This window comes from Dechloromonas denitrificans (genome assembly GCF_001551835.1).
GTDB classification, from domain to species: Bacteria; Pseudomonadota; Gammaproteobacteria; order Burkholderiales; family Rhodocyclaceae; genus Azonexus; species Azonexus denitrificans.
Map to the genome: position 1 here is coordinate 516,655 of NZ_LODL01000019.1, position 15,457 is coordinate 532,111.

The 15,457-nt window shown below is 61.8% G+C and carries 14 protein-coding genes and 2 tRNA genes; 5 read left to right on the forward strand and 11 right to left on the reverse strand.

Annotated elements, in window-relative coordinates:
• Positions 1-30: 30 nt before the first annotated feature.
• From AT959_RS10315 to ilvD, 5 genes are all read right to left on the reverse strand, one after another.
• A tRNA-Gly gene (locus AT959_RS10315) sits at positions 31-104 on the reverse strand.
• Positions 105-145: 41 nt separating this feature from the next.
• Positions 146-230 (reverse strand) — tRNA-Tyr (locus tag AT959_RS10320).
• A gap of 101 nt (positions 231-331) precedes the next feature.
• The gene (locus AT959_RS10325; RefSeq protein ID WP_066882889.1) at positions 332-640 is read right to left on the reverse strand and encodes a c-type cytochrome; all 309 of its coding nucleotides are present in this window, start codon (positions 638-640) and stop codon (positions 332-334) included.
• 172 nt (positions 641-812) lie between these two features.
• Complete coding sequence (gene rhtB / locus AT959_RS10330; RefSeq protein WP_066882890.1) at positions 813-1,430, reverse strand: homoserine/homoserine lactone efflux protein; 618 nt, start codon at positions 1,428-1,430, stop codon at positions 813-815.
• Complete coding sequence (gene ilvD, locus AT959_RS10335) at positions 1,427-3,283, reverse strand: dihydroxy-acid dehydratase (RefSeq protein ID WP_066882891.1); 1,857 nt, start codon at positions 3,281-3,283, stop codon at positions 1,427-1,429. The genes rhtB and ilvD overlap by 4 nt, the downstream gene beginning before the upstream one ends.
• Positions 3,284-3,372: 89 nt before the next feature.
• Here ilvD and lgt point away from each other — a divergent pair, with 89 nt between their 5' ends.
• The 3 genes from lgt (at position 3,373) to AT959_RS10350 (ending at position 5,479) form a co-directional block, all read left to right on the forward strand.
• On the forward strand, positions 3,373-4,161 hold the full coding sequence (gene lgt, locus AT959_RS10340) for a prolipoprotein diacylglyceryl transferase (RefSeq protein ID WP_066882892.1): 789 nt from the start codon (positions 3,373-3,375) through the stop codon (positions 4,159-4,161).
• Between the two features lie 74 nt (positions 4,162-4,235).
• The gene (locus AT959_RS10345; protein ID WP_066882893.1) at positions 4,236-4,712 is read left to right on the forward strand and encodes a VOC family protein; all 477 of its coding nucleotides are present in this window, start codon (positions 4,236-4,238) and stop codon (positions 4,710-4,712) included.
• Positions 4,713-4,720: 8 nt separating this feature from the next.
• On the forward strand, positions 4,721-5,479 hold the full coding sequence (locus AT959_RS10350) for a hypothetical protein (protein WP_066882894.1): 759 nt from the start codon (positions 4,721-4,723) through the stop codon (positions 5,477-5,479).
• Here AT959_RS10350 and AT959_RS10355 read toward each other — a convergent pair.
• From AT959_RS10355 to htpX, 6 genes are all read right to left on the reverse strand, one after another.
• Positions 5,476-6,396, reverse strand: coding sequence for a GAF domain-containing protein (locus tag AT959_RS10355; RefSeq protein ID WP_066882895.1), 921 nt, complete (start codon positions 6,394-6,396; stop codon positions 5,476-5,478). The two genes, AT959_RS10350 and AT959_RS10355, sit on opposite strands and share 4 nt — an antisense overlap.
• 122 nt (positions 6,397-6,518) lie before the next feature.
• Positions 6,519-6,857 (reverse strand): P-II family nitrogen regulator, encoded by a 339-nt coding sequence (locus tag AT959_RS10360; RefSeq protein WP_066882896.1) that lies wholly within the window; start codon positions 6,855-6,857, stop codon positions 6,519-6,521.
• On the reverse strand, positions 6,854-9,964 hold the full coding sequence (locus AT959_RS10365; protein WP_066882897.1) for an efflux RND transporter permease subunit: 3,111 nt from the start codon (positions 9,962-9,964) through the stop codon (positions 6,854-6,856). The genes AT959_RS10360 and AT959_RS10365 overlap by 4 nt, the downstream gene beginning before the upstream one ends.
• Positions 9,961-11,100, reverse strand: a complete 1,140-nt coding sequence (locus AT959_RS10370; protein ID WP_066882898.1) for an efflux RND transporter periplasmic adaptor subunit — start codon at positions 11,098-11,100, stop codon at positions 9,961-9,963. The genes AT959_RS10365 and AT959_RS10370 overlap by 4 nt, the downstream gene beginning before the upstream one ends.
• Positions 11,097-12,335 (reverse strand): TolC family protein, encoded by a 1,239-nt coding sequence (locus AT959_RS10375; protein ID WP_083518331.1) that lies wholly within the window; start codon positions 12,333-12,335, stop codon positions 11,097-11,099. Before AT959_RS10375 ends, AT959_RS10370 begins: the two co-directional genes overlap by 4 nt.
• A gap of 54 nt (positions 12,336-12,389) precedes the next feature.
• Complete coding sequence (htpX, locus tag AT959_RS10380; protein ID WP_066882899.1) at positions 12,390-13,265, reverse strand: protease HtpX; 876 nt, start codon at positions 13,263-13,265, stop codon at positions 12,390-12,392.
• Between the two features lie 110 nt (positions 13,266-13,375).
• Between htpX and AT959_RS10385 the strand changes: the two genes are divergently transcribed.
• Together AT959_RS10385 and AT959_RS10390 are read left to right on the forward strand one after the other, a co-directional pair.
• Entirely contained in the window at positions 13,376-14,278 is a 903-nt protein-coding gene (locus AT959_RS10385) for a LysR family transcriptional regulator (protein WP_066882900.1), read from the forward strand.
• A 36-nt stretch (positions 14,279-14,314) separates the two neighbouring features.
• Positions 14,315-15,454 (forward strand): D-alanyl-D-alanine carboxypeptidase family protein, encoded by a 1,140-nt coding sequence (locus AT959_RS10390; protein ID WP_066882901.1) that lies wholly within the window; start codon positions 14,315-14,317, stop codon positions 15,452-15,454.
• Positions 15,455-15,457 lie beyond the last annotated feature (3 nt).

Genomic DNA, 15,457 nt, shown 5'->3' on the forward strand with positions numbered 1-15,457 from the left:
CTACCTTAAAACTCCAGCCGTACCGCGTCGTGGAGCGGGTGAAGGGAATCGAACCCTCGTCTTAAGCTTGGAAGGCTTCAGCTCTACCATTGAGCTACACCCGCTTAACCCTTGCCCGCAGCACAGGCCGCTACAGCATTTAATCTGGTGGAGGGAGAAGGATTCGAACCTTCGAAGGCAGAGCCGACAGATTTACAGTCTGTTCCCGTTGACCGCTTGGGTATCCCTCCGGGAGAACGCAAGATTATCCAGACATTACACAGCTATGTCAACAACCTATTTAACAAAAAAGCCGACCAGAGGCCGGCTTTCGATAAAACGCAACGACAACTTACTTCTGCGCCAGAATCCAGGTGACCAGTTTCTTGGCTTCGTCGTCAGTTACGTTATTCGGCGGCATCGGGATTTCGCCCCAGTTGCCCTTGCCACCCGCCTTGACCTTGGCAGCCAGCGTCGCAACGGCATTCTTGTCGCTCTTGTACTTGGCGGCCACATCCTTATAAGCCGGGCCAACCAGCTTTTTGTCGATGGCGTGGCAAGCCATGCAGTTCTTGGCCTTGGCCAGTGCTTCGTCAGCTTGGGCCTGGCCGGCCATCACGATACCAGCAGCAGCCATCATGGCTACATAAACAGCTTTCATTTCTCGCTCCGTTTATCGGGTTGATGGGTAAATCAGCGTGCGATGATAAGACCCTTTGGGGTCGCATGCAAACCACTGCACGGCGCTGAAAGCCGGATGGCTAGCTTTTATCGACCAGCATCCGCCTCCCCTAATTAACGCACCTTGGTGAAAAGCGATGACCGATGGCGCATCAAGTGCGCGAGGAGATTGCCAGCAGCGCCCCAGCCGACACGAAGAGTCCGCCAAACAGCCGGTTCTGCAGTCGTATCGATTTCGGATCATGCAGCCATCGCGCCAAACGGACCGCCACCAGCGCATAGCCCGACATGACGATCATATCGGTCAGGCAAAGCGTCAAACCGATGGTCAGATATTGCGGCAGCAGCGCCGAGCCGGAGTCGATGAACGGCGGAACCAGGGCGCCAATGAAAACAATGGCTTTCGGATTGGTCAAATTGACCAGCAGACCCTGCAGGAAAAATCCCTTCGCTTTCAACGAAGGGGCTTCGCGATCGGCCGGCAGCGGCAAGGCGCGCCACTTGGCGATCCCCAGCCAGACCAGATAGGCCGCACCGCAAAGCTTGACGACCGTAAAGGCCAGATCGGATGCGGCCAGCAGCGCCCCCAAGCCCAGTCCAACGATAGCCAAATGGGTCAGCAGAGCCGCCTGCAAGCCGAGAATGACCTGCGCGGCGGAACCGTAGCCGTGCCGCATTCCGGTACTCATACTGACGACAGCGCCCGGCCCGGGCGTGACGGCGATCAGGATCGCCGCCAACAGGAAACCGAGCCAGACGCTGAAGCTCATTTGCGGCGCTGAATCTGGGTGACGTCGCGCACCGCCCCCTTGTCTGCCGACGTCGCCATCAGGGCATAGGCCTGCAGGGCGGCCGAAACTACACGCTCGCGATCGACCGGCTTCCATGCCGCCTCGCCCCGGGCTTCCATCGCAGCACGGCGAGCACTCAGCGCCTCGTCGGAAACGGCCAGATGGATGCGACGGTTCGGAATGTCGATTTCAATCGTATCGCCTTCCTCAACCAGGCCGATCGCCCCACCATCCGCCGCTTCCGGCGAGGCATGGCCGATCGAGAGGCCCGACGTGCCGCCGGAGAAGCGACCATCGGTCAGCAATGCACATTCCTTGCCCAGCCCCATCGACTTCAGATAGGAGGTCGGGTAGAGCATTTCCTGCATACCCGGGCCGCCCTTCGGACCTTCATAGCGGATCACGACGACATCGCCGGCGACGATTTTTTCGCCCAGGATGGCGTCGACCGCAGCATCCTGGCTTTCGAAGACGCGCGCCTTGCCGGTGAATTTCCAGATCGACTCGTCGACCCCGGCCGTTTTCACGATACAGCCATTGAGTGCGATGTTGCCGTACAGCACAGCCAGGCCTCCTTCCTGCGAATAGGCATTGGCCTTGTTGCGGATGCAGCCATTTGTCCGGTCAAGGTCGAGCTCGTTATAACGACGATCCTGCGAGAACGCCGTTTGCGTCGGGACACCACCTGGCCCTGCCTTGAAGAACTCATGCACCTTGATGTCGTGTTCGCGCACGACATCCCAGCGGTCGATGGCTTCACCCAGGGTCTTAGCGTAGATGGTCGGCACGTCGCGATGCAGCAGGCCGGCACGGTCGAGCTCGCCAAGGATGCCCATGATGCCACCGGCGCGGTGCACGTCCTCAATGTGGTATTTGTCGGTCATCGGCGCCACTTTGCACAAACAGGGTACGGCGCGCGAAATGCGGTCGATGTCGGCCATCGTGAAATCGACACCTGCTTCCTGTGCCGTTGCCAGGATATGGAGCACGGTATTGGTCGAGCCGCCCATCGCGACATCGAGAGTCATTGCATTCTCAAAGGTAGCCTTGGTGGCAATCGCACGCGGCAGCACCGAGGCATCTTCCTGCTCGTAATAACGCTGGCACAGTTCGACCGCCAGACGGCCGGCGCGCAGGAAAAGCTGCTTGCGGTCGGCGTGGGTAGCGACGACGGTGCCGTTGCCGGGCAGGCTGAGACCGAGCACTTCGGTCAGACAGTTCATCGAGTTGGCGGTGAACATGCCCGAACAGGAGCCGCAGGTCGGACAGGCAGAGCGCTCGATCTCGTCCAGATCGGCTTGGGAAACTGAAGCATCGGCCGCCTTGACCATGGCATCGACCAGATCGAGATGAATGACCTGGCCCTGCACGGTGACCTTGCCGGCCTCCATCGGGCCGCCGGAAACGAAAACAACCGGGATGTTGAGGCGCATCGCAGCCATCAGCATGCCCGGGGTGATCTTGTCGCAGTTGGAGATGCAGACCATGGCATCGGCGCAATGGGCGTTGACCATGTACTCGACGGAGTCGGCGATCAGGTCGCGACTGGGCAGCGAATAGAGCATGCCGCTGTGACCCATGGCGATGCCGTCGTCGACGGCGATGGTGTTGAATTCCTTGGCGATGCCGCCGGCCGCTTCGATCTCGCGCGCCACCAGCTGACCCATGTCCTTGAGGTGCACGTGACCCGGCACGAACTGGGTGAAACTGTTGACCACGGCGATGATCGGCTTTTCGAAATCGCCATCCTTCATGCCGGTCGCGCGCCACAGGGCGCGGGCACCGGCCATGTTGCGGCCGTGGGTGGAGGTGCGGGAACGGTACTGAGGCATGAAAATCTCCGTCGGAAACGATGCGCCGAAATCTTGCGACAAATGGCGCGAACTATAATCGGCTAATTCTAGCCCACTCTGCACAACTGATGCTTCTCCATCCCCAGTTCGACCCTGTCGCCTTCTCGTTCGGACCGCTCTCGGTACGCTGGTACGGTTTGATGTATCTGGTCGCCTTCGTTCAATTTATTTTGCTCGGCCGCTACCGGATCAAAAAGAGCCTTTCTCCGCTCAGTGTCGAACAACTCGACGACCTGCTCTTCTACGGCATGCTGGGGGTGATCATCGGTGGCCGCCTGGGGCAGGTGCTGTTTTACGAGCCGGAATATTTCCTCGCCCATCCGCTCGAAGTCGTTGCCGTCTGGAAAGGCGGCATGAGCTTTCATGGCGGCTTTCTCGGCGTCCTGACCGCCATCGGCCTGTGGGCGCGCAAGCAGCGGATGAACTGGTTCGACGTCACCGATCTGATTGCCCCGTTGGTGCCGCTCGGCCTGGCTGCCGGCCGGGTCGGTAACTTCATCAATGGCGAACTGTGGGGGCGGATCGCCGACCCGAGCCTGCCGTGGGCGATGGTCTTTCCGCAGGCCGGCGACATGGCACCGCGCCACCCGTCGCAGCTTTACCATGTCGGCCTCGAAGGCCTCGCCCTTTTCGTCATCCTCTGGCTGTTCAGCAACCAGCCGCGGCCGCGCAGCGCCGTGTCGGCCGTTTTCCTGATCGGCTACGGCGCTTTCCGGTTCATTACCGAGTTTTTCCGCGAACCGGACCATGGCATATTTGGTCAGTCCTACACCATCAGCATGGGCCAGTGGCTGTCGCTGCCAATGATCCTGATCGGCATCGCCATGCTTGTGCTGGCCTACCGGAAACGCGCCTGAGCAGCCCTTCCCCTGACCGGTGAAGATCGTATAATTATGAATTACATTGCTTAATCAACGACAGGAAGGCACCCATGCAACGTCCATTCAAGGTTCTCGGCATTCAGCAAATCGCCATCGGCGGCCCATCCAAGGACAAGCTGCGCACGCTGTGGGTCGACATGTTCGGCCTCGAAGTGACCAGCACCTTCGTTTCCGAGCGTGAAAACGTCGACGAGGATATCTGCGCCATGGGCAGCGGCCCGTTCAAGGTCGAAGTCGACCTGATGCAACCGCTCGACCCGGAGAAGAAGCCGGCGGTGCATGCCACGCCGCTCAACCATGTCGGCCTGTGGATCGACGATCTGCCGAAAGCCGTCGAATGGCTGGGCGCCAACGGCGTGCGCTTTGCCCCGGGCGGCATCCGCAAAGGTGCAGCTGGCTTCGACATCACCTTCCTGCACCCGAAAGGCAACGAGGAATTCCCGATTGGCGGCGAAGGTGTCCTGATCGAACTGGTCCAGGCGCCGCCGGAAGTTGTCAGTGCCTTCGCCAAGCTGGCCGCCCAATAGGACTGAGCATGGCTGATATCCCCGAGAAAGATCTCGAGGAAACCCGCGCGGCGCTCGCCCCAACCCTCGAGGCGACCGCCGCCATCCTGCCCTGGGTCGCCAAGCCGCGCCCGCTGCGCTTCGCCGAGGCGCTCAACGAGCGCTGGATCGCGGCTTGCCGGAACTTGGCCACGGCCTGGTCGGCCCGCCACCATGCCGAAACCGACAGCGTGCGACCGGCGGTCTTTGCGCTGTATGGCATCGCGCTGGAAAGCGCCGACACCGATTGCCTGCGCCTTGGCGAAGCGCTGGCCAGCGCCGCCGACGGCCTCGAGGGCGTGCCGCCGGCACGCCTGATCGCCGCCCTCAGCGCCACCATCGAATGCTTCGACGAGGCGAGCGGCCTCGAACATGTGCTGTTCGCCGAACGGGCTCGCCACTTTGCCGAGCGCCTGGAAGGCTGCCTCAGTCCCGGCGGCCAGGCGCTCGAGCGCTCACCAGTGCTTGATCGTCTTTTTGTCAGCGAGGCCCGCGAGCGCCTGGAACGCTTGCATGACGCCCTGGCAGCGCTGCCCCTCGATGCCTACGCCCTGAAGATTGAAGCGGGAGAACTGGCCCAGCAGGCCGAACATCTTGAGCTCTACGGCATCCTTCACTTGTGCCACCAGTTGCTCCAGGCCATCCCCAGCCAAGGCGGGATCGATCAACAGGAGAGCGCTACGGTGCGCCAGGGCCTGCTTGCCATCCTGCACCAACTGGAAACCACGATTGCTGCGGTAGACGCCTAAATCGGGCGAAAAATACCCAGCACCAGCTTGCGGCCGGCGCTGACATCGGCCACTTCGGTCGCAATCTCCACCGCCCTGACGCTGCCGTCAGCCCGTTGAATATCGGTAAAAACGCGTGACTGCGACTGCCCGGTCACCAGTTGCCGGAAGCGCAATGCGCACTCATCGGCCACCGCCAACGGATGCAAGGCGCGCTGATGCCTGCCGATCAACAAGCGGCGCGGGTAGGCGAACAGGCTCTCGGCCTGCCGGTTGGCGTCAAGCACGATGCCGCTTTCACCATCGACCAGCAGCATGGCATCGCGCGAGGCATCGAAGACTGCCTGCAGCCGCTCGTTTGCCGTCCGGGCTTGGGTCCGCGCCTGCTCCGCTTCGTACTCGACCAGGGCGAGGGTCACCAGATTGGCGACGGCCTGGGCAAACAGGCGATGCACCGCCGCCCAAGGCTGGCGCGGGCCGACCTGCTCGAGGCAGAGCACCCCCTGCAAGTCGCCGCGAATGTGGATCGGCGTCGCCAGCATGGCCGACACCCGATGGCGCTGCAGATAGTCGGTGCTGAGTTCCTGCGTCATCGGATGCTGAGCAGGATCGTCGGCCGCAATGCAGCCTTCGTTGTGCAGGGCCTGGAAATAGGCCGGATACTGGCTGGCCAGCAACGCCCCGCCACTGCTGTGGCGGGCCGAGGAACGCTCGTACAGTTCAAGGCAGCGCAATTCCTGCTGGCCATTGTTGAGCGCCCAGATGCTGACCCGCTCGACACCGGACATCCGCGCCGCCGATTCGGTCAGGATGCTCAGCGTCATGTCGAGCGACGCCTCCTTGAAGAAGACGCCGCGCGACAACGACGCCACGCCTTCCTGCAGATCGTAGGGCGACAGCAATGTTGAGGCGAGACCGGGATTGAGCAAGTTTTCCATTAAATTCGGCAGCCAGTGACCAATTCGCATTGGTCCATTCGGATGGCTACCGATTTTAAGCAGCGGGGAAAAGCCGCAGTGTGAAATACCTCACGCTATTACAAAAGTAATATATTTGCCAATCAGTCCGCCCCCGGTGTCGTCTTGAAGACAAATGCTGCCCGCTCGACTTCGCTGATCCAGACCAGTCCGTCGCCGTAATGACCAGTCTGCGCCACTTCGGTAATGCGCTGGAAGATGGCTTCCGCCACCTCGTCCGGGGCAATGATCTCGACGCGCACCTTGGGGGTGTAGTCAGTCAGTTCGTCCTTGATCTTGACGCGGACCGGGGCATGCCGGGTCGGCGCACTGCACCCTTCCACCTTGCTCACCGTCATCCCGGGGAACCCGGGGAGAGCGACCAGCGCATCGCGCAATACCGACAATTTATTGGGCCGGATGATGGCCTTGATCTCTTTCATGCTTCAACCTCCTCCTCGTCAAACCAGCGGTAGATGGTGGGCAAGACCACCAGCGTCAGCAGGGTCGACGTAATCAGACCACCAATAACCACGATCGCCAGCGGGCGCTGCACCTCGGACCCCGGTCCCGTCGAAAACAGGAAGGGAATCAGGCCAAGCATGGCTACCGTCGCCGTCATCATCACCGGACGGAAGCGCAGCGTTGCCCCTTCGACCACGGCATCGCGCACGCTGCGCCCTTCTTCACGCAGTCCCCGGATATACGAGACCAGCACCACGCCGTTCAGCACGGCAATGCCCCACAGCGCGATGAACCCGACCGAGGCCGGCACCGACAGATATTCACCGGCAACGAACAGGCCGATGATGCCGCCGATCGAAGCAAAAGGCAGTACGGTGATGATCAGCGTCGCAAAACGCAGGGAATTGAAGAGCAGGAAGAGCAGGAAGAAAATCGCGGCGATGGTGATCGGGATGATCACCATCAGGTGCCCCAGCGCCCGCTCCATGTTCTGGAACTGGCCGCCCCACTCCAGGTAATAGCCTTCCGGCAGCTTGATCTGCGCGGCGACCTTCTGTTGCAGTTCGGCAACGAAGCTGCCGAGGTCGCGATCCTTGACGTTGACGCCGACCACGATGCGGCGCTTGCCCAGTTCACGCGAAATCTGCGCCGGACCGTCCATGACCTGTATGTTGGCGACGTCGGTCAAGCGTACCTGCGCCCCGTTCGGCGAGGTAATCAGCACATTCGAAATGGCTTCGACATTGTTGCGGAAGCGCTCCGGCAAACGGACCACGGCAGGGAAACGCCGCTCGCCCTCGAAGATTTCGCTCGCCTCCTTGCCGCCGATTGCCGTTTCCAGCACGTCATTGACATCGGAAACGTTGAGGCCGATACGAGCAATCGCCTGCCGGTCAATTTCGACCGACAGATACTGCTGACCGCTGATCCGCTCGATGCGCAGATCCTGGGCGCCCTGCAGCGCCTGCGCCACCTTGCCGATCTGGCCGGCAACCCGCTTCAACTGATCAAGATCGTCACCAAAAACCTTGACCGCGATGTCGGAACGGACACCGGTCACCATCTCGTCGACGCGGTCCGAAATCGGCTGCGCCATGACAATCTGCACGCCCGGCAGGCCCTTCAGCTTTTCCCGCATAGCATCCTGAATATCGTCCTGGGTCCAACCGTCCGGCCATTCGGCGCGCGGCTTCAGACTGACAATCGGCGTCGATTCGTTCGGCCCCTGCGGGTCGGCCGGCGACTCGCCGCGACCAACCCCCGAAACTGCCGACTTGACGCCGGGCACCTGCATAACCAGACGCATCGCCTCCATTTCCATCTTGATCGACTCTTCGAGCGAAATGTTGGGCACGCGGTTAATGCCGGGCACCACCGAACCTTCCTTCATTTCCGGAATGAAGGCCGTGCCGAGCAAAGGCAGCACCGCAATGGTCAGCGCAAAGGCGCCAACCGCCGCCGCCACCGTCTTTTTCTCGTTGCCGAGCGCCCAGTGCAGCATCTTCAGGTAGCGCTGCTTCATCGCTGCGATCAGCTTGGTGTCGTGATCGCCATCATGTGCCGGCGGCTTGAGCAGGTAGGTGGACATGACCGGCGTCAGCGTCATCGACAGGATGAGCGAAATACCCAGTGCAATCGCAATGGTGTAGGCGAGTGGTGCGAACATCTTGCCTTCCATGCCCTGCAAGGTCATCAGCGGCAGGAAAACAAGAATGATGATGCCGACACCGAAGATGACCGGCGTTGCCACCTCGACCACGGCATGCAGAATGACCCGCAACGGGCTTTCCCCCTTGTTGGCATGGCGCCCCAGTTGCAGGAAGGCATTCTCGACAACGACGACCGAGCCGTCGACCATCAGGCCAATGGCAATGGCCAGCCCGCCCAGCGACATCAGGTTGGCCGAGATGCCCAGCTTGTTCATTGCAGTAAAGGTCAGCAAGGGCGTCAGGACCAGGGTCGCGACGACGATCAGCGATGAACGGACATCGCCGAGGAAGAGGAAGAGGACGACGACGACCAGCACGACACCTTCGAGCAGCACCTTGGTAACGGTCCACAGCGCCGCATCGACCAATTCCGAACGGTCGTAATAAGCCACGATTTTCAGGCCATCAGGCAACATTCCCTTGGCGTTGATCTCGTCGACCCGCGCCTTGATCTTGCTGACCACCGCCTTGGCATTGCCGCCGGCGATCATCATGACCACGCCGCCGACGGCCTCGGTCGTCCCGTTCTTGATCACCGCCCCCTGGCGGACCTCGTGACCGATCTGCACCTCGGCGACATCACGGACATAGACCGGCACGCCGTCCTTTTCCTTGAGCACGATGGCACGCAGATCCTCCAGGTCGCGGACCAGGCCGACACCACGGATCAAATACTGCTCGGCATATTGCGGCAGCACGCCGCCACCGGCATTGGCGTTGTTGCGGCCGACCGCCAGATAGACATCGGTCACGCTCAAGCCAAAATGGCGCAGTTTGTCCGGATTGACCAGCACCTGATACTGCTTGGCAAAACCGCCCTGCGAATTGATTTCGGCCACCCCGGGAATCGAACGCAGCAACGGTCGAACCACCCAGTCCTGGGCCACCCGGCGTTGCATCAATTCTTCCTGCGACAAGGCGCGATCACCGTCGTCCGACCGTTCCAGCGTGTATTGGTACACCTCGCCCAAACCGGTCGACACCGGCCCGAGCACCGGCGTGATGCCTTGCGGCAGGCGCGAGCCGACCTCCAGCAGACGCTCCATGACCAACTGACGGGCAAAATAGACGTCGGTCTTGTCGTTGAAAACCAGCGTGATCAGCGACAGGCCCGGCTTGTTCAGCGAACGCATTTCCTCCAGCCCGGGCAGGCCGGTCATCGCCACCTCCAGCGGCACGGTGGCGAAACGTTCGACTTCCTCCGGCGAACGCCCCGGCGCCTCGGTCGCAATCTGCACCTGAATATTGGTGACATCGGGGAAGGCATCGACCGACAGCTTCTGCGCCGCATTCAAGCCAAAGAAGAACAGGATGGCGGCAATGACCGCGACGATCAGGCGCTGCTTGAGCGCCGCACGAACCAGTGACTCGATCACGTGCCCTCCATTTCCTTGCGATTACGTTCGTTGTTCAGGTGGAAAGCGCCATCGACCACCAGCTTTTCATCACCCTTCAAACCCGACCGTACGACACGCTGGCCGCCCTGTTCCGGCCCCAGTTTGACCTTGACCAGGCGGAACACACCGTCGCCCTCGGCGACGAAGATGTGATCCTCGTCGCTCTCGCGGACGACGGCGCTGGCCGGCACGACCAGACGCTCGACCGGCTTCGCCTCGATCAGCATCGAAGCCAGCATGGCCGGCTTCAGCCGGCCTTCATGGTTTTCCAATTCAGTCCGAACGAGCACCGTGCGCGTATCGGGGTCGATCGTCTGGCCAACGTAGATCAGCTTGCCGATCAGCTTTTCATTGCCCAGCGCCGGCACCTCGATCGTCACCGACTGACCTTCCTTGACTTGGCTGACCTGCTGCTCAGGCACCTGGGCGACGGCCCACAGGCGGGACAGGTCGGCCACCACGAACAAGGTATCGGCCGGCTGAACGACCTGACCCTGGGCCAGTTTGCGCTCGACCACCACACCGTTCAGGGTTGCCACCACCGGGGTCAGCGAATTGACCGCGCCCTGCTTGCCAAGGCGATCAATCGCCGCCGCACTGACGCCGAGCAACTGCAACTGATCGGCTGCGGCGCGGGTTTCGGCAACGGAAATCTGATATTCGCTTTCGCGACGCTGCAATTCTGCCGCGGCGATCACATCCGACTCGAACAAGGCCTTGGCGCGCTCGGCATTGCGCCGGTTCAGCTCAAGCTGGGCGCGCGCCTTCAGGTAGGCCAGTTGCTGGCTGGACAACTCGCTGCTGTTCAGACGCGCCAGCACATCGCCTTTTTTCACGGTCTGGCCGAGCCAGGCATCGATATCGGTGACCCGGCCGGTAATCGTCGCACCAATCCTGGCCAGACGATGCTCGTCGAAATCGATCCGACCTGCCACCCGCAACGTCTCCGCCACCGGCTCACTGCGCACCTGAGCCAGCTTGAGTTGGGCCAGCAGCTCCGGAGCCGGGGCCACCATCGCCGGATCGGTGGACGGCTTGGCAACCGCCGCATCGTCATCCTTGTTACAGCCGGCCAGCACTGCTGCGGTCAACAGTATAAAAAGTGCTTTTTTCATTCTTTGCGTCCTCCGGGCACGGCCCGTAGTCTTTCGATTTCCACCCAGGCTGTCGCCAGTTCATAGCGTGCAGCAATCAACTCGGCCCGTGCAGCGCGGTAAACCCGTTGCGCGTCGAGCACCTCGATAAATCCCCGCTCACCGAAACGATAGGCGGCTTCAGCCACCTTCAGCGCCGCTTCGGCCTGGCGGACAATGCCCGATTCGAGCGCGGTGACCTGGTTCTGGGCGATTTCATATTGCTGGTAGGCGACTTCCAGCGCCTGGGCCAGCGAGAACTGCTGCGCTTCCAGTTCATTGCGAGCTCGCGACAGCTGGGCCGAAGCCTCGCCAATCGGGCCACTGCGCCGGTCCCACAAGGGGATCGTCATGACGACGCCGACCTTCGAGGTACGCAGGTCGGGGTCTTCATCGACGCTGGCCTTGAGCGCCAGATTCGGCCAGCGCTGGACGCGTTCGAGATCGAGCTGCCGTTCGGCGCGCACCATTTCGGCCCGGGCGCGCGCCAAATCCGGACTGGATTCGGCCAGCTCCTTGCGCACGACATCGAGCGGCGTCAGCGCCGGCACATCACGCAAGCGGCTGGTCAGTGTAAATTCGGCCGGCAAGGCACCGCCAACGATCTGACGCAACAGCGAACGCGCTTGTTCGAGCCGGAAGCCCGCCGCCTGCGCATTTTTCTGGGCATTCAGGGTTTCCGTATCAGACTTGATTAACTCGAAACGCGGCGCTTCACCTGTTTCGACGCGCAACCCAATTCGTGACCGGACGCCTTCCATCAAGGCGACGTCTTCCCGGGCGTTCCGCAACTCGGCCTCGCGCCGCAACACTTCGAAATAGCGCACCCGCAAGCGCGCCAGCAAGTCGGCCTCGAAGGCCCGGTTGCCGGCCGTCGCCGCCTCCAGCCCGGCCTCGGCCACCCCGATCCGGGCCGAACGGCGCCACGGCATATCGAGCGGCTGAGTCAGGCTGGTGCTGCGCGCGTCGCCAGGATTGCCGCCCGGACTGCGTGCCCGCGTCGTACCCGCCAGATATTCCAGCTCGGGATTGGGGAAGGCCCCGGCGCTGGTCACGCCATAACGGGCCGCTTCAACCTGGTTCCGCGCCGCCTGGACGGCCTTGCTCGAACCGAGCGCCAGGCTTTCCAGCGCCGGCAGATCGTAGGACACCTGGGCAAAAGCCAAGCTGCTGGCCCAGCCCAGAGCCAGGGCGAAAATTTTTGTGCATTGCATCATGGCGCGAAATTTAGCAAAGCTGACGCGGTTTGTCAGCTTATTGTCAGGTTTCTGTCAGCGAACTGACAGGGCTGCGATACGTTCCTCGAGCGGCGGATGCGTCGAGAACAGCGCCATCCAGCCCTGACCACCGGCAATACCGGAGGCTGCCATGTTCTGCGGCAGGGGTTCGGTATGCAGGTTGCCCAGACGCCGCAAGGCATTCTGCATCGGCGTCACGCTGCCCATCAACTGGGCGGCACCGGCATCGGCCCGGAACTCGCGCTGGCGCGAGAAGTAGGCGACGATCATGCTGGCCAGGATGCCGAACACCACTTCGCAGATCATGCTGGTCACCATGTAGCCGATGCCGGGGCCGCTGCTCTCTTCGTCATTGCGGCGCAGGAAGGAATCGACGACGTAGCCGACGACGCGCGACAGGAAGACGACGAAGGTATTGACCACGCCCTGAATCAGGGTCAGCGTCACCATATCGCCGTTGGCGATGTGGGCGACTTCATGCGCCAGCACGGCTTCCGCCTCCTCGCGGGTCATGCTCTGCAGCAGGCCGGTCGATACGGCGACCAGCGAACTGTTCTTGCTGGCACCGGTGGCAAAGGCATTCGGCTCACCATCGTAGATCGCCACTTCGGGCATCGGCAGATTGGCCCGCTTGGCCAGACGAGCCACGGTATCGACCAGCCAAACCTCGGTCGACGAACTCGGCGACTCGATGACCCGAGCGCCGGTACTCCACTTGGCCATCATCTTCGACATGAGCAGGGAAATGAAGGCACCACCAAAGCCGATCACACCGGCAAAGGCGAGCAGCATGCCAAGATTGAGACCGTTGGCGGTCAAAAACCGGTTGACGCCAAGCAGACTGGTAACCAGGCTGAGGACCAGCATCACTGCCAGGTTGGTAGCGAGGAAAAGCAGGACGCGCTTCATGTTGAACTCCGGTGAAAGGAAAGACGGCGCTATTCTATTGCATTGCACAAAACACAAAAACCGGAGCAGAATTGATAGACACTTCGGTTTTTTCTGCAGAACACAAATCCATGCTCAATTACAAACACCTCCATTACTTCTGGGTCGTTGCCCAGGAAGGCAGTATCACGCGGGCCGCCGAACGCCTGGGCGTCGCTGTCCAGACGATCAGCGGCCAGCTGTCGCTGCTCGAGCGGCAAATCGGCAAGGCACTGTTCAACAGCCAGGGACGCGGCCTGGTTCTCAGCGAAGCCGGCCGCCTGGCGCTCGGTTACGCCGACCAGATTTTCCAGCTCGGCGACGCGCTGGTCGAGGCCGTACAACAGAGCGACAACGAAACCACGCTGCGCCTGCGGGCGGGCATTTCCGACGGCATCCCCAAGCTGCTCGCCTACCGCCTGCTCTCCAAGGTCACCGCAATGCCGGCCGACGTCCGGCTGATCTGTGATGAGGGCGAGTTCGAAACCCTGCTCGCCGACCTCGCGCTGCATCGCCTCGACGTCGTGCTGACCGACCGCCCGGCGCCGGTCGGCGGCAACCTGAAACTGTTCAGCACCCGGCTCGGCGATTTCGCCACCGCGCTCTATGGCACCCCTGAACTGCTCGAACGGCATGGCGCCGACTTCCCGAACAATCTGGAAGGCGCCCCGCTACTGCTGCCCACCCGCCATAACGCACTGCGTGGCCGGATCGACCGCTGGCTGGAAAGCACCCAGACTCGTCCGAAAATCGTCGGCGAATTCGAGGACAGTGCGCTGCTCACCACCTTTGGCCGCGGCGGCCTCGGCCTCTTCCCGGCGCCGCTCGCCCTCGCCGACCAGGTTGCCATCCAGCTCAATGCCCAACCGCTGGGCGGCATGGCCGGGGTCAGCGAGCAAATCTACGCCATCTCCAACGAGCGGCGCATTCGCCATCCGGCGATCGAAGTGCTCTGCGCCGCCTCGCCGGAGCTGGCCGGATCGGCAGGGGTATAATTTCTGCCCCCCAACATAAAATAAAGCAAAATTCCCATGCCCCTGCTCCGTCAGATACTCCTGCTCGTCCTGTCCCTGCTTTTTGCGGGTCAGGCGCTTGCCCAGCAACAACCGGTGCCGCCGACACTGGCTGCCAAGTCGTGGCTGCTGCTCGAAATGGGCTCCGGCCAGCTGTTGACCGCCGAGAAGCCGGACGAGCGCCTCGAACCGGCCTCGCTGACCAAGCTGATGACCGCCTATCTGACCTTCAACGCGATCCGCCAGAAGACGATCGCCATCAACCAGCCGCTACCGGTTTCGCAGAAAGCCTGGAAAACCGGCGGCTCGAAGATGTTCATCAAGGTCGATACGCAAGTTCCGGTCGAAGAGCTGATCAAGGGCATGATCGTCCAGTCCGGTAATGATGCCTGCGTCACGCTGGCCGAAGGCATCGCCGGCAGCGAGGAGAATTTCGCCCAGATGATGAACCGCGAGGCGCAGCGCCTGGGCATGAAGAACAGTCATTTCATGAACTCGACCGGCCTGCCCGACCCGCAGCACTACACCACGGCCCGCGACCTGTCGATTCTGGCCAGCGCGCTGATCCGCGATTTCCCCGAGGAATACAAGAAGTATTACTCGATGAAGGAATTCCGCTATAACAACATCACCCAGCCCAACCGCAACCGCCTGCTCTTCATCGACCCGACGGTCGATGGCGTCAAGACCGGCCATACCGATGCCGCCGGCTACTGCCTGATTTCCTCGGCCCTGCGCGACAAGCGCCGCCTGCTCTCGGTCGTCCTCGGTACCGCTTCCGACAGCGCCCGCGCCAGCGAATCGCAGAAGCTGCTCAACTGGGGCTTCATCTCCTACGACGCCGTGACGCTCTACACCAAGGAACAGCCGGTATCCGCACTGCGCGTCTGGAAGGGCAAGGAAAGCACGGTCAAGGCCGGCTTCGTCGCCGACCTCAGCATCGCCGTACCGAAGGGATATGCCGACAAGGTCAAGGCCGATTTCGTCGCCGATCCGAAACTGATCGCGCCGATCGAGGCCGGCCAGAAGGTTGGCCTGCTGAAGGTGACCGTCGAGGGCAAGCCGTACAACGAATACCCGGTCGTCGCCCTTGAAAATGTGGCGCTCGGCAACATCTTCACCCGTATCATCGACACCATCCGACTCTGGTTCAACTAAAGC